This is a genomic window from Comamonas trifloxystrobinivorans, assembly GCF_043359985.1.
GTDB lineage: Bacteria > Pseudomonadota > Gammaproteobacteria > Burkholderiales > Burkholderiaceae_C > Comamonas > Comamonas trifloxystrobinivorans.
Genome location: NZ_JBHZGV010000008.1, coordinates 108,062 through 134,905 on the forward strand (window position 1 = coordinate 108,062; position 26,844 = coordinate 134,905).

Annotated in this window: 15 protein-coding genes; 7 read left to right on the forward strand and 8 right to left on the reverse strand. The window is 63.6% G+C overall.

The window, feature by feature from the left end:
* The 3 genes from ACFIQF_RS11055 to argH all read right to left on the reverse strand — a co-directional run bounded on the left by ACFIQF_RS11055 (window position 1) and on the right by argH (window position 8,640).
* A complete protein-coding gene (locus tag ACFIQF_RS11055; protein WP_393942784.1) occupies window positions 1-5,970 on the reverse strand; it encodes an alpha-2-macroglobulin family protein in 5,970 nt (1,989 codons plus the stop codon).
* A 174-nt stretch (window positions 5,971-6,144) separates the two neighbouring features.
* Window positions 6,145-7,140 (reverse strand): Bug family tripartite tricarboxylate transporter substrate binding protein, encoded by a 996-nt coding sequence (locus ACFIQF_RS11060; RefSeq protein WP_393942786.1) that lies wholly within the window; start codon window positions 7,138-7,140, stop codon window positions 6,145-6,147.
* 42 nt (window positions 7,141-7,182) lie between these two features.
* Complete coding sequence (gene argH, locus ACFIQF_RS11065) at window positions 7,183-8,640, reverse strand: argininosuccinate lyase (protein ID WP_393942787.1); 1,458 nt, start codon at window positions 8,638-8,640, stop codon at window positions 7,183-7,185.
* 126 nt (window positions 8,641-8,766) lie between these two features.
* Here argH and ACFIQF_RS11070 point away from each other — a divergent pair, with 126 nt between their 5' ends.
* The 3 genes from ACFIQF_RS11070 (at window position 8,767) to ACFIQF_RS11080 (ending at window position 11,793) form a co-directional block, all read left to right on the forward strand.
* Window positions 8,767-9,801: a sensor histidine kinase gene (locus ACFIQF_RS11070; protein ID WP_393942789.1), complete on the forward strand. Its 1,035-nt coding sequence runs from the start codon at window positions 8,767-8,769 to the stop codon at window positions 9,799-9,801.
* A 75-nt stretch (window positions 9,802-9,876) separates the two neighbouring features.
* On the forward strand, window positions 9,877-10,674 hold the full coding sequence (locus ACFIQF_RS11075; RefSeq protein WP_393942791.1) for a LytR/AlgR family response regulator transcription factor: 798 nt from the start codon (window positions 9,877-9,879) through the stop codon (window positions 10,672-10,674).
* Window positions 10,675-10,794: 120 nt separating this feature from the next.
* Window positions 10,795-11,793 (forward strand): DMT family transporter, encoded by a 999-nt coding sequence (locus ACFIQF_RS11080; RefSeq protein ID WP_393942793.1) that lies wholly within the window; start codon window positions 10,795-10,797, stop codon window positions 11,791-11,793.
* A 68-nt stretch (window positions 11,794-11,861) separates the two neighbouring features.
* Here ACFIQF_RS11080 and ACFIQF_RS11085 read toward each other — a convergent pair whose 3' ends face one another.
* From ACFIQF_RS11085 to polA, 3 genes are all read right to left on the reverse strand, one after another.
* Window positions 11,862-12,833, reverse strand: coding sequence for a ZIP family metal transporter (locus tag ACFIQF_RS11085; RefSeq protein ID WP_393942794.1), 972 nt, complete (start codon window positions 12,831-12,833; stop codon window positions 11,862-11,864).
* A 183-nt stretch (window positions 12,834-13,016) separates the two neighbouring features.
* On the reverse strand, window positions 13,017-14,264 hold the full coding sequence (locus ACFIQF_RS11090; protein WP_393942795.1) for an Lcl C-terminal domain-containing protein: 1,248 nt from the start codon (window positions 14,262-14,264) through the stop codon (window positions 13,017-13,019).
* A gap of 21 nt (window positions 14,265-14,285) precedes the next feature.
* Window positions 14,286-17,081, reverse strand: a complete 2,796-nt coding sequence (polA, locus tag ACFIQF_RS11095; RefSeq protein ID WP_393942797.1) for a DNA polymerase I — start codon at window positions 17,079-17,081, stop codon at window positions 14,286-14,288.
* Window positions 17,082-17,133: 52 nt separating this feature from the next.
* Between polA and ACFIQF_RS11100 the strand changes: the two genes are divergently transcribed.
* From ACFIQF_RS11100 to ACFIQF_RS11110, 3 genes are all read left to right on the forward strand, one after another.
* Entirely contained in the window at window positions 17,134-17,502 is a 369-nt protein-coding gene (locus ACFIQF_RS11100; RefSeq protein WP_393942799.1) for a hypothetical protein, read from the forward strand.
* Window positions 17,503-17,647: 145 nt separating this feature from the next.
* Window positions 17,648-18,604 carry a homoserine kinase gene (locus tag ACFIQF_RS11105; RefSeq protein ID WP_393942800.1) on the forward strand — a complete coding sequence of 319 codons (957 nt, stop codon included), beginning with the start codon at window positions 17,648-17,650 and terminating at the stop codon, window positions 18,602-18,604.
* Between the two features lie 114 nt (window positions 18,605-18,718).
* Window positions 18,719-19,519: a BPSS1780 family membrane protein gene (locus ACFIQF_RS11110; protein ID WP_393942802.1), complete on the forward strand. Its 801-nt coding sequence runs from the start codon at window positions 18,719-18,721 to the stop codon at window positions 19,517-19,519.
* Between the two features lie 51 nt (window positions 19,520-19,570).
* Here the strand turns inward: ACFIQF_RS11110 and ACFIQF_RS11115 are convergent, their stop codons facing one another.
* Window positions 19,571-20,680: an FUSC family protein gene (locus ACFIQF_RS11115; RefSeq protein ID WP_393942803.1), complete on the reverse strand. Its 1,110-nt coding sequence runs from the start codon at window positions 20,678-20,680 to the stop codon at window positions 19,571-19,573.
* Between the two features lie 576 nt (window positions 20,681-21,256).
* Between ACFIQF_RS11115 and ACFIQF_RS11120 the strand changes: the two genes are divergently transcribed.
* Window positions 21,257-24,031, forward strand: a complete 2,775-nt coding sequence (locus ACFIQF_RS11120) for a DUF7933 domain-containing protein (protein ID WP_393942804.1) — start codon at window positions 21,257-21,259, stop codon at window positions 24,029-24,031.
* A gap of 110 nt (window positions 24,032-24,141) precedes the next feature.
* Here ACFIQF_RS11120 and ACFIQF_RS11125 read toward each other — a convergent pair whose 3' ends face one another.
* Window positions 24,142-26,622: a UvrD-helicase domain-containing protein gene (locus tag ACFIQF_RS11125; protein WP_393942805.1), complete on the reverse strand. Its 2,481-nt coding sequence runs from the start codon at window positions 26,620-26,622 to the stop codon at window positions 24,142-24,144.
* Between the last annotated feature and the right edge of the window lie 222 nt (window positions 26,623-26,844).

The window sequence follows — 26,844 nt, forward strand, 5'->3', positions numbered from 1 at the left end:
TTACTGCCCTGCCGGCACCACCGTCAGCTTGGCTTTGGGCGCCATGCCGAACATCTCGGGCGCGTACAGCGCTTCGATGCGGGTAGCGGGCAGCGCAAATTCGCCGGTGTTGTTGACGCGGTAGCTGTACTCCAGCAGCAGCTTGCCCTGCGGCAGATAGCCGTAGTAGGCGCGGTAGGCTTCAAACGAGCGCTCCTCGTAAGCCTTCCAACCCCAGCCGCCGGATTTCTCGCCCTGCGTGGCCAAGGCGGAATCGCGGCCCAGGCCGCTGCCCAGAATGGTGGCGCCGCCAGGTACCGGGTCGGTGATGGCGACCCAGGTCATGTTGGCGCTGGCGTTGACCTCCAGCGTTACGCGCAACACATCGCCGCGGGTGTACTGGCCTGCTGGCAAGCTCTTGTTGGCTTGCTCTACCGCCGTCACGGTTTTCGTGATCTGGTAGCCGGCCGACAGCGCTTCCTTGAGTGGAATTGCTGCTTGCGATTGCACGGTCAGCCAAGGCTTGCCTGTGCCTTTTTGCTGCACCTTCAGGTTTTGCTGGCCGCTACCCCAAGGCAGGTCCATGGTGTTGTTGAGCCATTGTGCGAGCTGCTCGGTCGGGCCGATGGCGCGCTTGTCGCCTTGCGCCAGCAACTCAATCGCGTCGTCCGCCTTTTTGACCTTGCTCCAGTCCACCGATGCGCTCTTGCCGCCCAGGCTGGCTTCGGTGCTGCCGGTCACCGGCTCCGATTCGTAGACGCGCGAGAAACGCTCCAGCGCCATGGCGCCCCAGAGGTTGGCCGTGGTCGTGCTCCAAGCGCCGCTCTTTTGGCGGCCGATGAAGCTGGTGGCCATGCGCGGCAGGTCTTCCTTCCAGGCCGGATCGCCCATCACCACCAGCATCAGGCGCGCCAGCGTGGTGTCGCCGTTGTGCATCAGCCACCACCAGTAGTCGTTCTGCTCGTTGGCCAGCAGCAGCTTGGTGCCCTGGTAGCTGAGGCGGGCACGCAAAATCTGGCTGGCTTCCTCGCGCAGCTTGTCGCGGTTGGGCAGATCCTTCATGGTCTGCAGGATCGACAGCCAATCCACCACCGCCTGCGTAGGCCAGTCGTTGGGCGCGATGTTGACGCTGCTGAGCATGCGCGGCTGCGCCTTGCCATACACGGCCAAGGCGTTGATAGCGGCGATCTTGCGCACATCCAGATCGTTGCGTGGCGCCCAGAACTTGCGCTCGATCTTGCCTTCGACAAAGTTGCTCAAGGCCGTGGTCATGCGCTCGCGGGTTTCAGCCGGAATGGCAAACTGCGGATCGAGTTTTTTCATCTCGAAAGCGGCGTACAACAGGTGGGCCGTCAGCGCATCGCTGCCGGTAGGTTGAGCCGCCGGATGCGGCGGGAAGTAGTTGGCCAGGCCATCGCTGTCCAGGTAGGTGGGCAGGCGCTCCATGGCCTCTTTCCATAGCGCGGCATTGCGCATGCCCATCGCCTTGCTCGATATCTGCTCCAGGCAGCTGTACGGGTAGTTGCTCCACCAATCACGCACGCCGGGCAGGCCTTCGGCCAAGCGCGGCACCAGCGACAGTTTGAGCCCGCCACGGCCAGGCAGCGCATCAGCGGGCGCGCTGATCGGCATCTCGACCTGGCCGTCAAGCTGCAGCAGCGTGGCCTGCAAGGTGGTCACCGCCACGGCGGGCACCACGCGCTGGCTCGCCTTGAGCGCATCGGCCGCGTCACTGTTCTTGTCTTTGGCGCTGATCTCCCACAGCAGCTCGGCATGGCGGTTCTGTGAGATATCGGCCGGCGCAACCACACTCCAGGCCACGGTCTTGGCGTCGTTGGCGGCGATCTCCACCGTCTTGGGCTCCAGCTGCAGCTGCGTGGCCTTGGGCGTTACCAGCACCTGCATGGGCTTGCTGGTGGTGTTGCGCAGGGTGACTTGCGCGTCGAACTTGTCGCCATCGCGCACCAGCGGCGGCAGGCCGCTGATGATCTGCAGCTCTTGCGAAGTGCGGATCTGCGTGCTGCCTGTGCCAAACATTTCCAGGCCGCTGTCGGCCACGGCGACGATCTTGAAGCTGGTCAGCGCATCGTTGAGCGGCACATCCACCACGGCACGGCCATTGGCGTCGAGCACCACGTTCGACTGCCACAGCAGCAAGGTGTCGAGCAACTCGCGTGTCTGGCCATTGCCACCACCGCCGCCGGCTGCCACGGCCTTGCGGCCATAGTGGCGGCGGCCGATGATTTCCATCTGCGCGGTGGAGGTTTCCACACCCCAGCTGCGCTTTTGGTACATGGCTTTGAGCAGCTCCCAGCTGTCGTTGCGCTTGAGCTCCAGCAAGGCCTGGTCTACTGCGGCCACGGCCACGTTGGCACCAGCAGCCGGCTTGCCGTTGGGCAGCTTGGCTTCGATGGTGATCTTGGCGGTGTTGCGGATGCGGTAGTTCTCTTTGTCGCTCTTGACGCTGACGGCCAGCTCGCGGTCGGCAATGCCCACGCGGATTTCGGCCGCACCCAGACGGTAAGCGGGTTTGGACAAATCCACCAAGGCCGTGGGCGCCACATATTCCTTGCCTTCGTACCAGAAGGCGGTCCACCATTCGCGGGGCGATTTGAAGCCCCAGGTGAAGAAGCTGTACCAAGGCACATCGCGCAGACGGCCGCGCAGCGCCATCACGCTGACGTAGACGTTCGGGCCCCAGCCTTCCTGGATCTTCAGGTTCACGGTCGGGTCATCGCCATGGAGCTTGACCACCTGCGCCTGCATCACGCCTTCGCGCTCTACCGTGACCAGGGCCGTGGCTTCGCGGAAAGGCATGCGCACCTGGAAGCGCGCCGTGTCGCCGAGCTTGTACGATTTTTTCTCGGGCAAGAGGTCCATGCGGTCGTTGTCGTCCCCGCCAAACCACAGCTCGCCCTGCTTGGTGACCCAGACCGAAGTAGCGGCCTGCGAAACCCGGTTTTTGTCGTCAGATGCTTCAGCGACCAGTTCCACCTCGCCGCCATTTTTGAGCTGCGTGCTGCAATCGAGCAGGCCCTTGGCATCGCTCTTGCCGCTGCAGACCACGCCCAGGTCGTTGAAGCTTTCGTGGTTTTCGTAGCTGTAGAAGCCGCCCACCATGCGCTTGCGCGTAGAGGTGACAATGCGCTCCACCGCACGCACCTGCAGCTTCACGCCTGCTACCGGCTTGCCGGCGGTGCTGAGCGCCAGCGCCTGGAAAGCCAGCTTTTTGTCGGTAGACGCCCAGTTCTCCGCCTTGATGGCGGCCACCACCGACGACGGCCACAACATCGCCGTGTTGCTCAGTGTCTGCACCTCACCGTTCGGATCGGAGAAATTGGCTTCCAGCAACAGGCTTTGCGGCGCTTTGGACGTGGGAATTTTTTGGATGCTGACGCTGCCGTTGCCGTTGACATCCAGCGTCAGCGGCAGCTTGTCGGCGATGACGCGGCGGTCGTTGCTGTAGTCCTCGCTGTTGCCGTTGGCGCCAGGGAGTTTGCGGCTCAGATAGGGACGGTTGAACGAGTAGCTGTCGTAGTCTTCAAAGCTGACATAGGCAGACTCCACGGCTGCCGATACTTTGACTTCATGGCGCGCCGCAGCGCCGCCCGACAGGTAAGACAGCTGCACCTGCGCGTCCAGCACTTCGGGCTGCACGATGGGCGCTGGCGCACCAGCGGCGATGCTGCCTTTGAGCACCGGCAGGCGGTACTCTTCGACCCGGAACGAGCCCGTGTCGATCTCCTGCGCGCCATGCTGGCTGCTGCCGCCTTTGAGCGTGATGCGGTAGGTGCCCAGCTTGGCGGCCTTGGGAATCTTGAACTCGCTGCTGGCAGCCAGGCCGTTGCCGGGGCGCTGCCAGCTGAGCGGTAGCACAAATTCGTCGTTACTGCCCTGGTGGGTGATCACCACCTGCTTGGGCATTTGCTCGGCCTTGGGCACGCCCAGACCGCTGAGCGTTTGCGAGCGAATGAAGTGCTTCATGGACACGGTTTCACCCGCACGCAGCAGGCTGCGGTCGAGCACGGTGTGCGCCACCACATCGGCCACGGGACTGGTGTTGGTTTCCAGATCAAAGCGCCAGCTTTCGATGCCGCGCTGCCAATCGCTCCAGACAAAAGCCATGTCCGGCTTGCCATCCACGGTGGCGCGTGCGCTCACGAACAGCGCGCTGTCCTGGTATTCCTCATCGGCGCTGCAGCGCACGGCGTCATGCCCCAGCGCTTTGTCGAAACGGGCAATGCCATCGTTGTCGGTCGTGGCCTGCAGCAAGGTTTTGCCGTCGCAAGTGGAGATACGCACTTGCGCGTTGGCCACCGGCTTGCCTTTGTCGAGCGTGGTCACCCAGACCATGGCGTTTTCGCGCCCACGCTTGAAGTGCACGCCCAGGTTGGTGACCAGGGCCGAGGTGCGCACATACATGGTGCGCTGGGCGGGCGTGTAGTCTTCGCTCAGCAGCGCCTGGCCCAGCATGGGCGAAGCGATTTCCACCACATGAAAGCCGGCTGGCAATGGAATGCCGACCACCTCAAAAGGACGCGGATCTTTGCTGTCGCTCTTGGGCAAAGCCAGCTTTTTGCTGCCACCATTGCCGCCCAGCAGTGAGACCATGCGGGTTTCAACGCTCTCCGTATCGGTGTTGGGCAAGGGCGCGGGCAGCGGCAATTTGCTGTCGCGTGCGGCCTGCTTACGGTCCACACTGCCCCAGCCGTCGTAACGCTGCAGCTTGCGGTACCAGCGGATGATGTCCACATCGCTTTGCAGCTGCAAGGTGCTGACGTTGCCCTTGTCCTCAATGCTCAGGCCGCTGAGCTGCAAATCTTGCTCCACATTGCGCAAGGTCACCGGCAAAATGGCCGGGCCGTCTTCGCCTTCGGCAAAGCGCTCCACCACACCAAACGGCGCAGCTGCAAACTTGGCCAGCGGCGGCATCAGGCCGATCTGCAGCTTGAGCGGAAACAGGTTGGCATTGCTCAGCTTGCGGTCACGCACATCTTTAAAGCCCGAGGGCAGCACAATGCGCAGTTGGTCTTTCTCGACAAACGGCGGCGCAAAGCTGAGCGAAGAGACTTCGCCATCGTCCGGGCCGTCAGCCAGCGTGGGCTTGGCGCTGCCCTTGCTGGTCTCCAGCCGAATCTCCTGCGCCATTTTGCGGCTGATGGGCGCGTTCAAGCGCAATTCGAGCGGGCGGATCGGCAAGCAACCAGCCTGGGCATTGGCGCGCTCGCAGCTGAACTCGGCGCTGAACGGTGGCTGCACGCGGTAGTTCAAGCGGCGCTCGCGCTTTTGCAGCACACCGCTGGAGCTGCTGACGCCTGGGCCGATCACCAGGCTCATCTCCGCACCTTCGGGCAAGGCGCGCTGGCACTGCAAGGCCACATAGCGCTGCGGATGCTCGGCCAATTGTTTTTTACCGAACTGGTTTTGCATGAAGGCCTGCGACTGCGCCTGGCTCAGCAGCTGCACCGGAATGCGCTCGCCAATGCCTTTGACCACGCAATAGCTGCTGGCGGCCACGGTTTTGTCAATCACATCACCGTTGAAGGCCAGGCCAAAGTACTGCTGCGATTCCAGCTCCTGGTAGCCGCTGGGGACATAGTTCACCACCGAGGGCCCGCCCGTGGCAAAGCTGTAGCTGGCGGCGCCGCGCACCGGGCTGCCGGCGGCGTCTTTCAGATCCGCGATTTTTTCGACCGTGCAGCGCACACCTGGCGGCAGGTCGTCGGCCAGGTCGTAAACCCATTCCTTGGGGTTGGTCCAGCGGCCGTTGGCGTTGTTGATGGCCTGTTTGTTATCGCAATCCACTTTGACGGGCGCAGCCGCACGCGGATCGCCCATGGGCACCACCGGCGCGTCAAATTTGACGACCACCTGCCGCACCCGCGCCACCTCGCCCTGCGGCGATACCGCCGTGATGGCCGTTGCCTGTGCGCTGGCTGCCAATGCCAAACCGCCCGCAGCGGCCAGCCAGTGTTGTATTTTTTGTTTCACAAAGCTCTCCCCAAGGAAGCGGCTAGCGTAGCAAAAAAAGCTGACAAAACCGGGCACTTTCCAGCGCCTGCCCCAGGCGTTGCATTTGAAAACAGCGTAAAAAGACAGTGTTTTGGCAAGAAAAAACCCTGCTACCGTAAAGCAGCAGGGTTGGGGCAGCTACTGAATTGAGAGCTACACCGGCTTGAAACCGCTGTCGTGAATGATGCGCTGCCACACGCTGGTGTAGGCCTTCTCGCGCGCCAGCAGTTGCTCGGCCGTCATATAGCCCACCGTCAGCCCCATGTTGACGAGTTGTTCGTGCACATCGGGGGTAGCCACGGCCTTGGCCACGGCTTGCGACACCTCGGCCACCATGGTGGACGGCGTGCCTGCCGGGGCGTAAACGCCGTAGTAAGGCATGTCTTCCAGGCCTTTGAGGCCGAGTTCGCTGAAAGTCGGCACATCGGGCAAGGCCGCCTGGCGCTTGCCGCCCAGCACCGCCAGCACGCGCAGCTTGCCGGCCTTCTGGTTTTCGATGAAATCCTGCACCGAGCCGATGCCGGCGGGAATCTGGTTGCCCATCATGTCGGCCAGCATGGGCGCGCTGCCGCGGTAAGGCACGGCCAGCAGATCGGTGTGGAAGCGCTTGTTGATGACCTGCACAAGAAACTCGGGCGTCGAGGCTGGGGCGGGGATGCCGATGGCGCTTTTGCCATCCTGCTTTTTCACCCACTGCAGATACTCTTCGAAGCTTTGCACGTTCTGGCCCGAGGACACCGCCAGCGCATTGACAAAGCTGGCAAAGCCGGCCACCGGCACAAAGTCGGTGTGCGGGTCAAAGCCCGGGTTCTTGACCACCTGCGGCAGGATGGAGATGGTGTGGTCGTGCGTGACAAAGAAGGTCGAACCATCAGCAGGCGATGCCTTGAGCACCTGGGCTGCAATCTGGCCTCCGGCGCCGGGTTTGTTCTCGACCACCACCGAGGTGCCCAGGCTGTCTTTCATCTTCTCGGCCAACAGGCGGGCAATGGCATCGGTGCCGCCGCCGGGCGGGAAACCCACCAGCAGGCGCACCGGCTTGCCCTTGTTGTACGGCGTGGCGGCCCGGCTGGGCAGGGCCGACAGACCGGCGGCGGCAGCACCGGCTGCCAGCAATTGTTGGGAGAAATGGCGACGGCTCAGGCCCATGGCAGCTCTCGGTGGTTGCAGTGGTGGAAGCTTAACGGCAGATCAAGCCAGACGCGCCTGGTGTTTGGCCAGCTGGGCTCGCACCTGGGCGGGCGCGGTACCGCCCAGCGTGTTGCGGGCGTTGAGCGAGCCTTCGAGGCTGAGCGCCTCGAACACATCGGCCTCGATATTGGGGTTGAAGGCTTGCAGCTCAGCCAGCGGCAGCTCGGTCAGATCCACGCCCTTTTGCGTGGCCAGCTTGACGGCGTGCGCCACGGTTTCGTGGGCATCGCGGAAAGGCAGGCCCTTTTTCACCAGGTAATCAGCCAGGTCGGTGGCGGTAGCGTAGCCCTTCAAGGCCGCGGCGCGCATATTTTCCGCGTTGACGGTGATGCCGCCTTCCTTCTGGCCGCTGGCCGGGTTGGTCTGGCCGCCAATCATTTCGGCGAAGATGCGCAGCGTGTCCTTCAAGGTGTCGACGGTGTCAAACAGCGGCTCCTTGTCTTCCTGGTTGTCCTTGTTGTAGGCCAGGGGCTGGCCCTTCATCAGGGTGATCAGGCCCATCAGGTGGCCCACGACGCGGCCGGTCTTGCCGCGTGCCAGCTCGGGCACGTCGGGGTTCTTCTTCTGCGGCATGATCGACGAGCCGGTGGTGAAGCGGTCGGCGATGCGGATGAAGCCGAAGTTCTGGCTCATCCAGATGATCAGCTCTTCGGACAGGCGCGAGATGTGCACCATGCACAGCGAAGCAGCGGCGGTGAATTCGATGGCAAAGTCGCGGTCGGAGACGCCGTCCAGCGAGTTTTGCGACACGCCTTCCATGCCCAGCGTCTTGGCAACGCGCTCACGGTCGAGCGGGTAGGTGGTGCCAGCCAGAGCGGCCGAGCCCAGCGGCAGCACGTTGACGCGCTTGCGCACGTCGAGCATGCGCTCGGCGTCGCGCTTGAACATTTCCACATAGGCCAGCAGGTGGTGGGCGAAGCTTACGGGCTGGGCCACTTGCAGGTGGGTGAAACCGGGCAGAATCACTTCCACATTCTTGGCGGCCACTTCCACCAGCGAGCGCTGCAGCTCTTGCAGCAGGCCTTCGATCAGGTCGATCTCGCCGCGCAGCCACAGGCGCACATCGGTGGCCACCTGGTCGTTACGGCTGCGGCCGGTGTGCAGGCGCTTGCCGGCGTCGCCCACCAGCTGGGTCAGGCGCGCTTCGATGTTCAGGTGCACGTCTTCCAGATCCAGCTTCCAGTCGAAGCTGCCGGCCTCGATCTCCGAGGTGATCTGGGCCATGCCTTTTTGGATGGCGGCGAAGTCTTCAGCCGCAATGATCTTTTGCGCCGACAGCATTTCGGCGTGCGCCAGCGAGCCCTGGATGTCGGCCTGCCACATGCGCTTGTCGAAAAACACGCTCGAGGTGTAGCGCTTGACCAGATCGCTCATGGGCTCGGAGAACAGGGCCGACCAGGCCTCGGCCTTGGAATCGAGCTGGTTGTGCGAAGAAGACGAAGCTTGTGGTGTAGACATGGAAAGAACCAATTCGGGTTAAGCTGCCAGCTGCGCTGCCAGGCGGCGCAGACCAAGAACACTGCACCCGCCCAGGCCCGTGAGCCCCGGGTGCAAAACCGCTGATTTTATCGACCCTGCCCGACCATGCCACCAACATCAACTACTACGGCCCCGCGCGAAGCCATTACCGGCACGGCCTATGTGTTTGATGCTTGCACCGCCAGCGTGATCGGGCGCACCGTATTGCTGGTAGAGACGCTGGCGGCCATAGCGGTGGGCTTTGTCAGCCGCAGCCTGGCCGAATGGCTGCTGCAACTGGCCTTGCTGACCGCTGTGGTGCTGCCCGGCTGCCTGCTGTGGCTGCTGCTGGCCTGCCAGCAGAAAAAGCAGTTGGAGCGCTGCAGCACCCGCACCCAGTACGTGGCCGGCGCGGCGCTGGGCGTGCTGTGCGGCTTGCTGGCCGCCCTGCTCTACCAATGGGTGACGCTGGCGCCACAGGTGGCCTGGCTGGCCAGTGGCGCTGCCGGTGGCTTTATGGCCGCCATGGTGGTGGTGGGCCTGCAGTGGCGCGCCCAAGGCCGCACGCCGGCGGCCACCACGGCGCGCCTGGCCGAGCTGCAGGCGCGCATTCGGCCGCACTTTCTCTTCAATGCGCTCAACAGCGCCATCTCGCTGGTGCAAGACCAGCCGCAAAAGGCCGAGTCCATGCTCGAAGACCTGAGCGACCTGTTCCGCCACGCGCTTACCGAGCAGCGCGAAGCCTCGACCCTGGCCGAAGAGGTGACGCTGGCGCAGCGCTATCTGTCGATCGAGCAGGTGCGCTTTGATGACCGCATGGAAGTGGTCTGGAACCTGGATTCGCGCAGCGACAACGCCACCGTGCCGCCCCTGTTTCTGCAACCGCTGGTGGAGAACGCGGTCAAGCACGGCATCGAGCCGAGCCACGGCCATGGCCGCATCCGTATTGCCACGCGCCGGCGCGGCAACCGCGTGCATGTGCTGATCACCAACACCCTGCCCCGCCCCAGCCACGAGCCACCGCCCGAGCGCCGCCCCGGCACGGGCACGGCCATTGCCAATGTGAAAAAACGCCTGCGCCTGCTCTACGACTTGGAGTGTGACTTTCAAGCCACGAGCAAGGACGGGCTCTACTCTGTGCACATCAGTTTTCCAGCGTAAACAAAGCTTGAGCGGTGCCAAACAACCGCCATCTGGCATTGGCTATGGCCCTTGCGCTCCGCTAGCATGTGGGCTATGCGTGTACTGATTGTTGACGACGAGTCACTGGCGCGGAACCGGCTGCGACGCCTGCTGGTAGAACAAACGCCGCCCCCCACCGCCATCCAGGAAGCGGCCAATGCCGCCGAAGCCTTGCGTGCGCTCGAAAGCGCCGCTGGCATGGGCGCGCCCATGGATGCGCTGCTGCTGGATATCCATATGCCCGGCCAAACCGGCATGGAGCTGGCGCAAGCCCTGCACGCCATGCCGCAGGCGCCAGCGGTAGTATTTGTGACCGCACACGCCGAGCATGCGCTCTCGGCCTTCGAGGTGAACGCGGTCGATTACCTCACCAAACCCGTTCGCCGCGAGCGCCTGACGGCGGCGCTGCAAAAGGTGGATCTGCTGATGCAAGCCCGGCTGGCGCAAAGCAGCCCGGCGCCGGCCGAAACCTCGGAGGAGACCGAGGACACGCTGGTCATCACCGACCGCGGCCGCACCGAGCGCGTGCGTCTGGCCGAGGTGGTGTATTTCAAATCCGAGCTCAAATACGTGACCGTGCGCACCGAAACCCACGAGTACCTGTGGTCGGGCAGCCTGAACGAACTCGAAGAGCGCTACGCCAACCGCTACCTGCGCGTGCACCGCAACGCATTGGTGGTGCCCGCAGCCATCCGCAGCCTGGAGAAAACGCACGATGCGGACGATGCCGACGGCTGGCAGCTGCGCCTGTTCGGCATTGACGATGTGCTGCGCGTCTCGCGCCGCCAACTGCCCCAGGTGCGCGCCCTGCTGGCCAACAAGCCAGGTGCCCAACGCGCCGCGCTGGGTTGAGCTTCGGCTGATGCGGCCATTGCCCCAGCGCCAGCACTAGCCGCTGCGCTGGGCGACAATAAGCGCCCGTTCCCGACTCTTGCACACGCACCGCCCGGTGCGTGTGTTGCTTTTCGCGCCATGCAAACCACTTCGCCGGACCGCGCTGCGGCCGCTCCTTCGCACCACATCCAGACCGCGCCCAGCAACATCCCGCGCGGTGTGGCCTGCGCCGCCTTGGCCGGTGCGTGCTGGGGCTCGATGCTGCTGGTGCCGGCGCTGCTGCCCGATTTCAGCCCGCTCGCCATCACCAGCGCGCGCTTCATGATCTACGGACTGATGTCGATTTTCATCCTGGCGCCGATGGCACGCCGCCTGTGGCCGCGCGTGACGCGCAGCGATCTGGGCGCGCTCATGTACCTGGGCCTGACCGGCAGCATTCTCTACCTGGTGCTGATGGCCACCGGCGTGCAGTGGGCCGGCATGGCGATCACCACGCTGATCATCGGCATGGTGCCGCTGGCCATGCCCATCATGAACCGCAAACAGGCCGGCGCGCTGCCGCTGCGCCGCTTGCTGGGGCCCATGCTGACGGTATGCGCCGGCATTGTGTTGATCAATGCACACGAGCTGATCGCAGCCTCCGGCCAGTCAGACCGCTCCATCTGGCGAGTGCTGGGCGGCGTGGTGGCGGCGCTGGCCGCGCTCATCATCTGGTCGCACTATGCCATCCGCAATGCGCACTACCTGCAATCGGGCCGCTTTACGCCGCTGGAATGGTCGGCCCTGAGCGGCGTGACGGTGGGCATCTGGAGCGTGCTGCTGTGGCCGCTAGCGCTGTGGTGGCAATCACGCGGCGGCAACGAACTGCCGGCCGAGCGCTGGCAGATGTTCTGGCTGGTGAACCTGGCGGTGTCCATCCTGGCATCGCTGTTCGGCAACTGGATGTGGAACGCCGCCACGCGCCTGCTGCCCATCTCGCTGTCCGGCCAGATGATTGTTTTCGAGACCCTGTTCGCGCTGAGCTACAGCTTTCTGTACCTGCAGCGCGGCCCTACCTGGCAAGAGGGGGCGGCCGCCGTTTTGATGATTGGCGGCGTCTGCTGGGCCGTGCAAAGGCACAAGCCGGCGGCGCATTAACGCTCGCCACAACAAAAAAGACCTGGTGCCGATGGGCAGCAGGTCTTTTGTTTTGGAGGCAGCAGGTCTCAGTGCTTGTGGCCGTCGTGCTCGTCGTGGCCGTGGGCGCGATGTTCTTCGGCGTTTTCTTGCGAATGGTCATGGTCGTGGCCGTGCGCGCCATGCGCCCAGGTGCTGACGGCCGCCACCACCACCATGCCAACAGCCAGCCACAGCACTTGTTGCACCGTCTGCTTGGCGGTAAGTTGGCGCTGCAGTTGCGGAATCAGATCGGCCAACGCCACGTAGATAAAGCTGCTCGACGCAATGGCCAGAAAATAAGGCAAAAAGCCCGCCATGGAGCTGACCAGAAAGTAGCCGACGATGCCGCCCAGCGCGGTGATGGCGCCAGCCAGCGAGAGCTTGAGCAGCGCAACGCCGCGCTGGCTGCGGTTGTCGTTACCGGCCAGCACCACCAGATCGCCCATGTGGTGCGGCACCTCGTGCGCCAGCACCGAGATGGCGGCCACAATGCCCAGGCGCATGTCGGCCAGAAAAGCCGAAGCGATCAGAATGCCGTCGCCAAAGCAATGCACGCTGTCACCGGTGAGCAGCGACCAGCCGCCAGCCGTGTTGTGGTGATGGTGGTGGTGCGAGTGGCCGTGGTCGCGCTGCACGGCTGCGGCGGCGTGTTCATGGTCATGGCCGTGGTGATCGTGGTCGGCATGCTCGTCGGGCCCGTGGCCGCGCTCTTCAGGCGGCGCATGGCGGTGCTCGTGGCCGTGGTGCCAAAGCTCGGCCTTGTCGAGCAAGAAGAAAAACACCAGGCCCAGCAGCAAGGTCAGAAACAAGGCCTTGGGGTTGATGCCACTCTCAAAAGCCTCGGGCAGCAGGTGGACAAAAGCGGTGGCGAGCAAGGCACCTGCCGCCAGGCTGAGCAAATGCTGCGCGCCAAAGCGGCTGCCTTCGCGGCCAATGCCGCTGCGCATCAAGGCGGCAGCAATCCACACGCTGCCCAGACCGGCTGCCAAAGTGGCCAGCACGATTGCGATCAAAGTCATTTGGGGGTATCCGTTACACCGGGCCGAGCGCCCAGATGGTGAGCGGCGAATGGTAGCAGCTTATTGCGACACAGTTGCAATAGTGGATATAGACGCAGCCGCTGAATGCAGCAACGCAGTGCGTATAGCAGCGCATGCCACCATCTCACGCCTCCGCAAGACTTGCTGACACCAGCGCCCCGCTCATTCGCGCACCAAGCGCACGCCGTGCAGCTCGGTGCGTGTCTCACAGAAGACATTGCCGTTGTCGCCCAAGGCCCAGCCACGGATAAAGGCGTAGGCGGTGTCCGTTTTCGGCTTGCTGGCGCACACGCTGGCCGACCAGTAACCCGCACGCAGCCACGGGCCGCCAGTGCCAGGTGGCAAGAAGCCGCTGGCGGGCAGCTCCAGTTTTTTGTACCAGCGCTCAGTCAGCGTGTTCACCTCCTTGATGGTCGGCAAGCGCCAGCCCTTTTGCTGGCCGGCGCGCTGCAAGGCTTGCACATAGTCGTAGCTCTGGGCGGTACCTCGGCACAGCTCACCATTCCAGACTTGCGGCTCTTCACAGCGGCGCCACACCAGGCCGGTGAGGCGGTCTTCCACTACGCCACCGGCTTTGCCGCGTTCGTCGGTTGCAGCCTGCCAACGGCCGGTGTTCGGCGCTTCCGCGCCACGCACCAGGCGCACAAAAATCGGCGCCGTCTTGGGGCCCATGATGCGCTGGCAGCCGATGACCGCACCGGTGCCAAAGTTCACACACCACATGCGACGGTCGTCCAGCGGCTCGACACTCAGATAATTGCCTTGCACGGTGTTGGGCAGCCAACGGGTATCGACTGCGGGCTGTATAGTCCGCCGCCCAAACAGCATCTGCGCAGCCCGGCCCAGGTCCACCAGGCCCTGCAATTCAGCCACCGTGGGCAGACGCCAGTCGCCAAAGCCGCACAGCCGCATGGCATTCACCTGCGCCACATAGGCCATGGCCTCGCCCGGCCGGGCATCGCCCCAGTAGGAATAGGCGTCGGTATTGGCGCGGCTGCCCGGCGCTGGCTCGTTGTGCGGGCCAAAGGTCTCGATCAGAGTGCCGGGGGCTTTCGGGTTAGGTGTCTGGAACAAGGCTTCCAGCGTGCCGCTGTCGGTTTTTCCTTCCCACACCAGGCCAGACACCCGGTCGCGCACACAGGACGTCAAGGGGTGGTCTCCCACGGTTTCGTAGGCGAGCGGCCGCGTGCTCGGCATGCCGTCTTGTTTGGGCATCAGGCCATGCGGCCCCGCCGCGGCACAGGCTTGCGGCGTTGGCCAATCGCGTTGCTTCTGGTCCAGGGCCAGGCAGGTCTCTATGCCTGTCGGTGGCACAGGCGCCAACGTGTGCGTGGCAGCTGGCTCTGCCGCCAGCGCCGGAACGCAGCCCAGCAGCGCAAACCCGATGGCGGTGAGCTGGGCCGGGTGCATGGCGCTGTCGCAAGAAAGCGCTTAGTGCGCCTTCTCCCAGTTGGGCCCAAAGCCGATTTCGGCCAGCAGCGGCACATGCAGATCGGCCACACCGGCCATGATCGCGGGAATCTCGGCCTTCACCCAAGCCTGGTCGGCCTCGGGCAGCTCGAACACCAGTTCGTCGTGCACCTGCATGATGACTTTGACCTGGGGCTTTTCTGCGTCGAGCTTGGCTTGCACGGCGACCATGGCTTTTTTGATCAGGTCGGCCGCGGTGCCCTGCATGGGCGCATTGATGGCGGCGCGCTCGGCCGCTTTTTTGCGCGGGCCGTTACCACCGTTGATCTCGGGCAGCACCAGGCGGCGGCCGAACACGGTCTCCACATAGCCTTGGGCGTGCGCCAGCTCCACGGTCTGCTCCATGTAGCGCTTCACGCCGGGGTAGCGCTGGAAGTACTTGTCGATGTAGGCGGCAGCCGCCTTGGTTTCTATGCCCAGGTTTTTGGCCAGGCCAAAGCTGCTCATGCCGTAGATCAGGCCAAAGTTGATGACCTTGGCATAACGGCGCTGCTCGCTGCTGACCTGGTCCACCGGCACGCCAAACACTTCGGCAGCGGTGGCGCGGTGCACGTCAAGGCCATTTTTGAAGGCGTTGAGCAAAGCTTCATCGCCGCTCAGGTGCGCCATGATGCGCAGCTCGATCTGCGAGTAATCGGCACTGGCGATAAGCTTGCCGGCGGGCGCCACAAAAGCTTCGCGGATGCGGCGGCCTTCGGGCGTGCGCACAGGGATGTTTTGCAGGTTCGGGTCGTTGCTGGACAGGCGCCCCGTCACCGCCACGGCTTGCGCATAGTGCGTGTGCACGCGGCCGTCGGACGGCAGCGCCATTTGCGCCAGCTTGTCGGTGTACGTGCCCTTGAGCTTGGACAGGCTGCGGTGCTCCAGAATCTTGGCCGGCAGCGGGTAATCCTCAGCCAGCTTTTCCAGCACTTCTTCGTCGGTGCTGCGGGCGCCGGTCGCGGTTTTCTTGACCACGGGCAGGCCGAGCTTGTCGAAGAAAATTTCGCCCAGCTGCTTGGGGCTGGCCAAGTTGAACTGCTGGCCGGCGATCTCGTAGGCCTCGTTCTCCAGCTCCAAGATGCGCTTGCCCAGATCGTTGCTTTGCCGCGCCAGCTCGCCGGCGTCAATGCTCACACCATTGCGCTCGATGCGGAACAGCGCTTCGCTGGTTTGCATTTCCAGCTCGTAGATGTGCGTCAGACCGGTGTTGGCCTGGATGCGCGGCCACAGCACCTGGTGCACGTTGAGCGTCTGGTCCGAGTCTTCGCAGCTGTAGGCCGCGGCTTTGTCGACCGGCACTTGCGCGAATGGGATCTGGTTCTTGCCCTTGCCACACAGGTCTTCGTAGCTGATGCCAGTGCGGCCGGTGTGGCGCAGCGCCAGGCTGGTGAGGTTGTGCGGGCGGTCGGCCTCCAGCACATAGCTTTGCAGCATGGTGTCGTGCGCATAACCGCGCACGGTGATGCCGTGGTTGGCGAACACATGCTGGTCGTATTTGACGTGCTGGCCCAGTTTTTTCTTGCTGCCGTCTTCGAGCCAGGGTTGGAGCTTGGCCAGCACCTCGGTCAGATCGAGCTGCTCGGGCGCATCGATACCTTCGTGGCGCAGCGGAATGTAAGCGGCCTCGCCCACGTTCACGCTGAACGAGATGCCGACAATCTGCGCCACCATTTCGTCGAGCGAATCGGTTTCGGTGTCGATCGCGGTCAGCTCGGCGGCGTTGATCTTGGCGAGCCAGGCATCGAGCTGCTCGGTGCTCAAAATCGTGTGGTAGACCACATCGCGCTGCTGCGCTTCCACCGCTATTTCGGTGGTCACCGCGTCTTCGGCGTCAAACAGGCCGCCTTGGGCCGAAGCCGCTTTTTTGGGCGCAGCTTCGGCAGCCACGGAGCCCAGCGCACGCGCCAGGCCCTTGAAACCGTATTTCTCGTAGAAAGGCACCAGCCCCGCGTTGTCGGGCTCGGCCAAGGTAATGTTTTCCAGCTTGGGCAAGCCGCTGATGTAATCGGCCAGATCGCAATCGGTCTTCATTGTCACCAACTGGCGGCTCAGCGCCAATTGGCCGCTGGCAATGGCGTCGCGCAGGTTCTGGCCGGCCACGCCTTTGATGTTGGCGGCGTTCTCGACCAGACGGTCGAGCGAGCCGTATTCCTCCAGCCACTTGGCCGCGGTTTTGGGGCCGACCTTGGTGACGCCTGGCACGTTGTCCACCGTGTCGCCCACCAGGGCCTGGTAATCCACCATCAGCGCGGGCGGCACGCCAAACTCGGCGGTCACGCCGGCGACGTCGCGCTTTTTGCCGTTCATCGTGTCGATGATGGTGACATGCTCGTTCACCAGCTGGCTCAAGTCTTTGTCGCCGCTGGAGACGATGACCTGCACGCCCTGCGCTGCTGCGGTCTGCGCCAGCGTAGCGATCACGTCGTCGGCCTCCACACCGGGCACGGCCACCACTTTCCAGCCCAGCAGCTGCACCACCTCGTGGATGGGCTCGATCTGGCTACGCAGATCGTCTGGCATGGGCGAGCGCGTGGCCTTGTACTCGCTGTACATGGTGTCGCGGAAGGTGGGGCCGCTGGCGTCGAACACACAGACCGCGTAGTCGGCCTGCACGTCCTTGCGCAGCGCCTGCATCATGTTCACCATGCCGCGGATGGCTCCGGTCGCCGGGCTGTTGGGATCGCCCGGTACGGCGCGCAGATCGGGCATGGCGTGGTAGGCACGGTACAGGTAGCTGGAACCGTCCACCAGCACTAGTGTGGGAGGATTACTCATATTGACATTGTGCCCGCTACGCAAAGGCCAGGGGACAAACTACAATGGACAGATGCGCGCTATAACCCCCACTTTGTTCGCCCTGGCCTTGGGCCTGGCTGCGCCCGTCTGGGCCCAGCAGCCTGCTGCCGAAGCGGCTGCACCCGCCCCTGCGGCCACGGCACCAGCAGCTGTTGAAGGCTCGTCCAACCAGCCCAACGACCGCCACAACCAGAAGGCCGAGCGCATCCACGTCGAAGACGCGGGCAGCCGCATCGACGAAATGCGCATTGGTGGCCAAACCCAGAGCATCCACGTGCAGCCCAAGGTGGGCAATATGCCGGCTTACGAGGTCAAGCCCACCGACGGCGCCCGCAGCCGCCCCGATGGTTTTGGCGAAACCCAAAGCAAAAAGCGCGTCTGGAATATCGGCAATTTCTGAGCAGCGCGCTGCAGCAAATACCGGGCCGCGCCCAGACTTGCGATAATTGGCCCTTTGATCCCTGCCGGCGCCCTGCCGCAGGCCACACAGCCAGCCTGGCACCGGCGCCAGCTGGCTTTGTTTTTGTTGAGTTCACCGACCCGCCATGGCTGTTTTCACCGAAGTATCCGAAAAGGCTGCCAAAGCCTTGCTGCAACGCGTTCCGCTGGGCGCTTTTGTGTCGCTGCGCGGCATTGAAGGCGGTATTGAAAACACCAACTATTTTCTGACCACCGACCAGGGCAAGTATGTGCTGACCCTGTTCGAGCGCCTGCGCGCCGACCAGTTGCCTTTTTACCTATACCTGATGAAGCACCTGGCGCAGGCCGGCGTGCCGGTGCCCGATCCGCAGGCCGACGCCAAGACCGGCGACATTCTGCTGCAGGTCGAAGGCAAGCCGGCAGCCATCGTCAACAAGCTGCGAGGCAAAAGCCAGCTGGCACCGCAAGTGGCGCACTGTCAGTCGCTGGGCGGCATGCTGGCGCGCATGCACCTGGCAGGGCAGGATTTCCCACGCCAGCAGCCCAACCTGCGCGGCCTGCCCTGGTGGAACGAGACGGTGCCCGTGGTGCTGCCCTATCTGGAGCCCGAGGTGGCCGAGCTGCTGAAAAGCGAGCTGGCCTACCAGAACCATATTGCCGAGTCGTCGGCCTACACCGCCTTGCCGCGCGGCCCGGTGCACGCCGATCTGTTCCGCGACAACGCCATGTTCGAAGGCGAAGAGATGACCGGCATCTTCGACTTCTACTTTGCCGGTGTTGATACTTTCTTGTTCGATCTGGCCGTGGTCATCAACGACTGGTGTATTGATTTGGCCACCGGCGTCATCGACAAGGCCCGCGCCGACGCCTTGCTGGCCGCCTACCAGGCCGTGCGCCCGCTGGTGGCCGCCGAGCGCCAGTTGCTCAACGCCATGCTGCGTGCCGGCGCGCTGCGCTTTTGGGTATCGCGCCTGTGGGATTTTTACCTGCCACGCGAAGCCTCCATGCTCAAGCCGCACGACCCGACGCATTTCGAGCGCGTACTGCGCGCGCGCCTCGCCACACCGTTTGCGCTGGCCTGAGATCGCCCTGCGCGCAATTTCCTCACGCGCCCCTGCCCCTTGCGGGCATGGGTTACAGTCGGCCATCCCCTTTTCTTCCATGCTGCCGCCGTGCTGCGGCAGCCTGCTTTGCGCATGAAACTTCGTTTTGCCACCGCCCGCCAGGGCGTCGCCTGGGTGCAGGACGGCATCAAGACCTTCTGGAAACAACCGCTGGCACTGACCTCGCTGTTTTTCCTGACCATGATGGTGCTGTCGCTCATTGGCGTGATCCCGGTCGCCGGCACTTTTGTGGCGCTGGCTTTGCTGCCGGTGACCACCTTGTGCATGATGCTGGGCACCGCGCTCACCGTGCAAGGCGAGCGCCCCACGCTGCCCAAGGTGCTTCAGGCGCTGCGCCTGGAACCCGAGCGCCGCAATGCCTTCATCACGCTGGGCGTGTTCTATGCGCTGTCTTTCTTGCTGGTGCTGGGCTTTTCGGCATTGTTCGACGGCGGCGAATTCGCCAGGCTCAACCTGGTGGGCGGCAAGCTCACGCCCGAGATCGTGATGCAGCCACAGTTCCAGCGCGCCATGTTCGCCACCTTGCTGCTCTATGTGCCGCTGTCCATGCTGTTTTGGCACGCACCCGGCCTGATTTACTGGCACCGTGTGCCGGCCATCAAGGCGGTGTTTTTCAGCATGGTGGCTTGCACACGCAACATCGGCGCATTCACGCTCTACGGCCTGGCCTGGATGGCGGTAGGCATAGGCTTTGGCATTGCTTTTGCGCTCGTCAGCGCCTTGTTGGGCAGCTTGCTGGGCAGTTGGGCCGCCGCCGGTTTGGCGATTGCCGGCTCCATGGCGCTGGCCGCCATGTTTCTGACTTCGGTGATGTTCAGCTTCCGCGACTGTTTTGAAGCGCCGCAAGCACTGCCGCCAGACAATACTTTCTGAGCCTCACAGCTTTCTCGATAAAGGCCAGCGCCTGCTCTGCAGCGCTGGCCTTTATGCTTTTTGGTGCAGCTTGCGCAGATAAGCCCGATCGTCCAGCGAGGAGAACAGCACCGCAAACACAATGCCCAGCGCGGCGCCCAAGATGGTATCCATCACCCGCTCCAGCGGCATGCTGGCGCCGGCGGCGGGTGAGGCCAGGTAGGTCATCAGCAGCGCCATCGGCGTGACGGTAATCTGGCCCAGCGCGTAGTTGTAGCCAATGATCAGCTCGGTGACGAACTGGAAGACGATGATGCAAAGCGCAATCCACCAGAACGAAGGGTTTTGCGCCAGGATCAGGCCCACCAGCAGCGCCCCCACCACGGTGCCGGCCATGCGCTGCAGTGCGCGGTTCATGGTGATGTGCAGATGCCCGCCTTGCATCACCGCCGTTGCGCCAATGGCGGCCCATGAAGGGTGGTGCCAGCCAGCGGCGTAGGCAATACCGGCTGCAAGCCCGGCGCCCACCGTAATGCGGCCGGCGGCCACCAACTCGGCCTTCAGCGGTGGCGCTACAGGCTTGGGCAGCTGGATGCGCGGCAGCTCCACGCGGCGCAACCAATCGGTAGCCCAACACACCAGGCAGGCGGCCAAACCACCGGCCAAGGTGCCCAGCGTACGTTCCACCACCGTATCCACACCCGTTACCGGCGCCAGCGAAGCGCCCGTGGCAAACACAATGATGACGGCGCCCGGCCCACCCAACACCCAGTGGCTGACGATGAGGGTCGACAAACCGGCAATCAGCGCCAGTACCAACATCATGGCCCACTGCGGAGCGCCGGCCAGCGACACCAGTGATGGCAGCAGCACGCCAGCGGTCAACAGACCGGCGCAAACGGCCACGATGCGCATGCGCATCTCCATGGGCGCAAAGCGGCCAAACAAGGCGGCCAATGCGCCCAAGGCGGGAAAGCCCACTAAGTGTGGCCAGGGCGAGAGCCGCGCCATCAAGATCGCTACCAGCACCGCCAAGGCCGACTGCAAAGCCGCTACCAGAGAAATACGGAACGACGGCGGCGATGTCAGGCTCAGGCTGTCACGCAACTGGCGTTGCGACAGCAGTTGCAGCATGGCTTGGTGGCGGCGTATTGCTTCGGCGTTGGCGGTAGTGTCTGGCATGGGCGGCATAGGGCTTTCGTTGTACGGCCCCTGTGCACAGGCGTGCGCATTGCGGGAAATAGCTGCCTTCACCGCTGACTGCTGCCAGCAGGAGCGCCTGGACAGGGCACCGGATTGGCCTATATAGTATCTTGCGCAACTATTTATCGCAGCAGTAGGGCTAATAGAGGCAGGCACTCACTTAGCGCTTGCAGCTGTTGTTATTTGCCTTGTCAGCCAACAGCGCAAAACCTTGCCATCCAGCCCCATGTGCTTTGTCAGCGGCTCCAGTAAGCCAGAGGGTGTCGTGCTTTCCCAAACGTTCAGAGGCCGTTGCGCGCGGCAAAAGGCCACGCCATCATTGCTCCAGGGCACCGGAACCACGTCTGGCACCCTGTTGGCGGCTTCCCTCAGCCTCCCAGCCCGCGTAGCTGCTGCCTGTGCAGAAAATTCGCTTGCCAAGTCGACCCGTCCCAGCCCGGGGCGGTCGCTGCATCTGGAACGGCATTGTGCAAGCGCCGTCCCTGGTCGCCATAGCTTTGCGCTTGCTTTTGCTGCAGATGGCGCTGGCTGCCTGCGGCCCACCGGTACCTGACCATGCTGCCAGTCACTACGCCTGTTTCCGCCTCTGCGCCCAGCCTGCACGCCCTGCACAAGCCGCGCCACTTCAGCCGTTTGGCTTTGGCCTGCGGCCTGCTCGCGCTGGGCGGCCTGGCGCAAGCCACGGTCATCTTTGACAACTTTCGCGGCCAAATCAATATCCCCGGCAACCCGACGCTGATCACGCCCAACTACAACAACAACGAGGGCAACAAGGCGCTCAACAACCTGATCCAGTTTGCTGCGGACCAACAAAACATCGCCACCTCGGGATCGCTCGACAACATCGATTGGACCAACGCCTCTCCCCAGCTGTGCAACCGCAACTTCCCCAATTCCGAAGCTTGCCAGACCCAGATCCAGGGCCGCGTGATCTATGCGCTGGTGCAATTTCCCCAAGCGGGCAGCTACACCTTCCAGGCCAGCCACGATGACGATCTGCAGATCGACTTCTCCACCAATTTCTCGGCCGACGACGCCAGCAACTACCGCAACTTCGACTACAACGTGCCGGTCGGCAAACTGGCCTCCTACACCTCGCCCAACAGCTACCCCAATGTGCCGGGCAACTTCATCGCCACGCAAGACAACAGCTGCTACGCCATGCGCGTGTACTGGAACAACCGCGGCGATCTGAACTTTCTGCGCATGCGCTGGCTGACGCCGGGCAGCACGAGTGGCGTCATCATCCCTGCGGCCAATCTGCTCGATCCGTCGCGGCCCGAGTCCTATGCGAGTTGCGCCACAGCCCCCACCGATCTGGGCATCAACAAAACCGGCCCGGCGCAATTCGCACCTGGCGGCAAACTCAGCTACACCATCAAGGTCTGGAACTACGGTCCAACGGCTACCAGCAACATCCCGGTGGCCGACCAACTGCCTGACAACGTTACTTTGGATGGCCCGCCTACCTGCACCGCCTCTGGCTCGGCAGCCTGCGGCTCCATGTCCAATGTCGACAAGGCCTGGGTCATGACCACGGGCGCCTTGCCAGTCAACAACACGGCGGGCGATCCTGCGCTTGCTCCCACCCAAGGCAGCTACCTGAGCTACACCTTCACGGTCACGGCGGCAGCCGATGCGCTGAGCATCGAAAACACCGCCACCATCACCACCCAAGACCTGAACCCGGACAACAACACCAGCAGCTTGATCAGCCACAGCACGGCACAAGCCAGCGTACAAAAAACCGCGCCGGCCAAAGTGACAGTGGGCCAGGAGTTTGATTACACGCTGACGCTCACCAACGGGCTGCCCAGCGCCATTGCCAGCGCCGTCGTGGCGGATCAGTTGCCTCCCAATGTCAAAGCGCTGTCGGCCAGCGGCGCCACTTGCAGCGGCCTGCCCAGCGCGCCCGGTGCCTTGCTCAGCTGCACCTTGGCAGCACCGGTGGCGGCCAACGGCACAGGCCAGTTCACGATCCGGGCCGTGGCCACCGGCTTGGGTGTAGCCACCAACTATGCGTCAACGAGCCCTTCGGGCAGCAACGACCCTGGCACGCCCGGCCCGGACTGCAACACCACGCCTTACAGCTGCACCAACGCCAAAACCCAGACTGAGGCGCCGGCAGTAAGCATTCGCAAGAGCTTCTCGCCCACCGTCATCAGCACCCAAGGCGCCAGCTTGCTGACCATCACCGTCAGCAATGCCAACTCCAGCGTGAACCTGACCGGCCTGCGCCTGACCGACACCTTGCCCGCCGGTTTGCACACGCAGGGCGACATGGCAGGCAACACCTGCGAAGGCACGCTCAGCTCCGACGGCAGCACGCTCACACTGAGCGGCGGCACGCTGGCTGCGGGCGCGGAATGCCAGCTCAAATGGCTGGTGGCATCGAGCACCGTGGGCACCTACCCGAACACGATTCCTGCCGGCAATGTGCGCACGGCCGAAGGCGCCAGCAACACCGCGCCGGCCAACGCTACGCTGGAAGTGCGCGCGCCTGCCGACATAGACACCGCCAAGACCCTGCTCACCATCAACGGCGTGCCAGCCAAAGCCAACCAGCGGCTGCGTGCGGGTGACAAGCTCGATTACCAGATCACCGTCAGCAATGCAGGCGGAACCGCAGGCAGCACCAAGCTGACCGAAACCGTGCCGCATGGCGCCAAATACATTGGCGTTAACGAAGGCTGGACGGCCACTTGCAGCACCGAAGCCAGCACCTGCGAGCAAACCGTGAGCATCCCCGCCAACGGCAATACGGTGGTGCACTTCACGATGGAAGTGGTGCGGCCTGTGCTCAAGTCCACCATTGTCAACACGGTCGCCAGCGACACGGGTGATTGCGACAGCTGCTCGTACTCGTCGCCCGTGGTCTCGGCCGACATGGCAGCCACTGGCGCCACCGTGCAGAACGTGAAGGTGGGCGACGAGGTGAGCGTAGTCACCACCTGCACCAACCTGGGCACGGACTACGGCGTCAACGCCACTTGCACGGTAACCGGCGCACCCGCCGGCGCCACCACGGTCTGCACGCCTGCACAGCCGGTAGCACAGTTCCAGGTGGGCGCGGTCTTTACCTGCACCACCAAGTTCAAGGCCGAGGCGCCCGGCACGGTGATTCTCACCACCACCGCCAAATCCGATACGCGCGATGCCCGCCCCAGCAACAATGCGGCCAACAGCGCAGTCAACATCACCGAAGCCACGCCGCCCGTGGTGCCAACGCCCGCGCCAACGCCGGTGCCCGTGGATTCGCGCTGGATGCTGTTGCTGACGGCGCTGGCGGTGGCGCTGCTGGCTTATCGCCAAAAACTGCGCAAGGCCTGATAGCGCGCTGACAAGCTGAACCAGCAATAAAAAACACCCGCTGCCCCCTGCAACTGAAGCAGGGACAGCGGGTGTTAGTTTTCAGGTCGGCAGCGGATGGAGCGCCGCGTTTACACCACCGTCAGCTTGGCCACCGCCAAAGCCAACCACTTGGTGCCGTGGCGCGGGAAATGCACCTGCGCACGCGCATCGTCGCCCGTGCCTTCTACCGCGAGCACCTTGCCTTCGCCAAACTTGTTGTGGAAAACCTGGGCGCCTACCTTGATGCCGTGCGCCGGCTCGGCCTTTTGTGCAGGCACGGGCGTCTTGCCCCACATGCTCATCGACTTGTCCGCATTCCAGCCACCGCCCGCATTGCGCGCACCGCCAGCACCAGCGTTGAAAGCCAGGCTGCCCATGCCGCTGCCAAAGCCCGAGTGCTTGGGCGTGAGCCACTTCAGCGCTTCTTCGGGCAGCTCGTCGAGGAAACGGCTGCGCACGTTGTAGCGCGTGGTGCCGTGCAGCATGCGCGTTTGCGATGTGGACAAGTACAGCCGCTTGCGCGCCCGCGTAATGGCCACGTACATGAGGCGGCGCTCTTCCTCCAGGCCGCCCATATCGCTCATCGCGTTCTCGTGCGGGAACAGGCCCTCTTCCAGCCCGGCGATGAAGACCACATCAAACTCCAGCCCCTTGCTGGCGTGCACCGTCATCAGCTGCACGGCATCTTGGCCGGCCTGCGCCTGGTTGTCGCCCGCCTCCAGCGCCGCATGGGTGAGGAAAGCGACCAGCGGCGACAGGGTTTCGCCCGTGTCCGGGTTGATCAAAGGCACGGCGCCGTTGGCAGCAGTCGCGCCAGCGGCAGGTGCATCGGCCAAGGGCGCATCCAGCAGCGGTGCATCCGGGTCCAGCCCTTGGCTGACCGGGCTTTGGCCGGAACCAGGAATGCCCAGCGCCTGCTGCTCGTCCACCGGGATCGCCACCGCATCTTTGCCAAAGCCTTCTTGTGTGACAAAGCTCTCGGCCGCCGTCACCAGCTCGCCCAGGTTGTCGATGCGGTCCGCGCCTTCTTTCTCGCTTTGATAGTGCTCGATCAGGCCGCTGGCCTGCAGCATTTGCTCGATGGTCTGGCGCAAGGTTTTGCCTTGCGTTTCTTCGCGCAGCACATCGACCAGCGCCACAAAAGACTGCAGCTTGGTGCCGGCTTTGCCAGCCACCGTGGTCACTGCGTCGTACAGCGAGCAGCCAGCCGCTTGCGCGCCTTCTTGCAATTGCTCCATGGTGCGGGCGCCAATGCCGCGCGGCGGAAAGTTCACCACGCGCATGAAGCTGGTGTCGTCGTGCGGGTTCTCCAGCAAGCGCAAATAGGCCAGCGCGTGCTTGATTTCGGCACGCTCAAAAAAGCGCAAGCCGCCATACACACGGTACGCCACACCCGCGTTGAACAAGCTGGTTTCCAAGATACGGCTTTGCGCATTGCTGCGGTAGAGCACGGCAATCTCGCTGCGCGGAATGCCGTCGCTCTTGATCAGCGATTTGATCTCGTCCACCATCCACTGCGCTTCGGCCAGATCGGTCACCGATTCCGACACCCGCACCGGCTCGCCCGGCCCCTGGTCGGTGCGCAGGTTCTTGCCCAGACGGTGGCTGTTGTGGCTGATGAGCGCATTGGCGCTGTCCAGAATATTGCTGTAGCTGCGGTAGTTCTGCTCCAGCTTGATCTGCTGGCGCACATCGAACTCGCGCACAAAATCCTGCATATTGCCCACGCGCGCACCGCGGAAGGCGTAGATGCTCTGGTCGTCATCGCCCACCGCAATCACGCTGGAGCTCGACTGGAACTGGCCGCCCACCACATCGCCCGCCAGCTGTTTGAGCCACAGGTACTGCAGGCGGTTGGTGTCCTGGAACTCGTCCACCAGAATGTGGCGGAAGCGGTGCTGGTAGTGCTGGCGGATGGGCGCGTTGTCGCGCAGCAGCTCGTAGCTGCGCAGCATCAGCTCGCCAAAATCCACCACACCTTCACGCTGGCACTGCTCTTCGTACAGCTGGTAGAGCTCCACCTTTTTGCGCTCGGCCATATCGCGGGCTTGCACATCGGCCGGGCGCAGCCCTTCTTCCTTGCAGCCGCTGATGAAGTACTGCAACTGCTTGGGCGGCAGCGATTCCTCATCCACATTGAACTGCTTGCACAGGCGCTTGACGGCCGAGAGCTGGTCTTGCGTATCCAGAATCTGAAAAGCCTGCGGCAGGTTGGCCGATTTGTAATGCGCCCGCAGCATGCGGTTGCACAGGCCGTGGAAGGTGCCAATCCACATGCCGCGCACATTGATAGGCAGCATGGTGGACAGGCGCGTAAGCATTTCCTTGGCGGCCTTGTTGGTGAAGGTGACCGCCAAAATGCCACCCGGCGTGGCGCGGCCGGTCTGCAGCAACCAGGCGATGCGCGTGGTGAGCACCCGCGTTTTGCCCGAGCCCGCGCCCGCCAGAATCAGTGCGTGGCCAGCGGGCAGCGTCACAGCGGCCAGCTGCTCGTCATTGAGCCCGTTGAGCAAGGGCAAATGCTGCGCATCACCAGCAGGCGGCGCGGCAAACAAATCATTCGAATCCATGGCGCCATTGTAGAAAGTTTGCCCCGCCAAGCCTGGGCCCCAGGAGATAGCGCCCGCGCCGCCGCAGCCCATTCATTCTCCGATTCCGCCCGCACGGATGCACGCAAAACCATGCGCTAAAGCAGATAACCTCTATTTGCTTGCCGGTATGCGGCTGCGGCAAGCGATTGGTATAGAATCAATCACCGGGCCCAAGTTTCTTGTGACCCGGTTTTTTTGTGT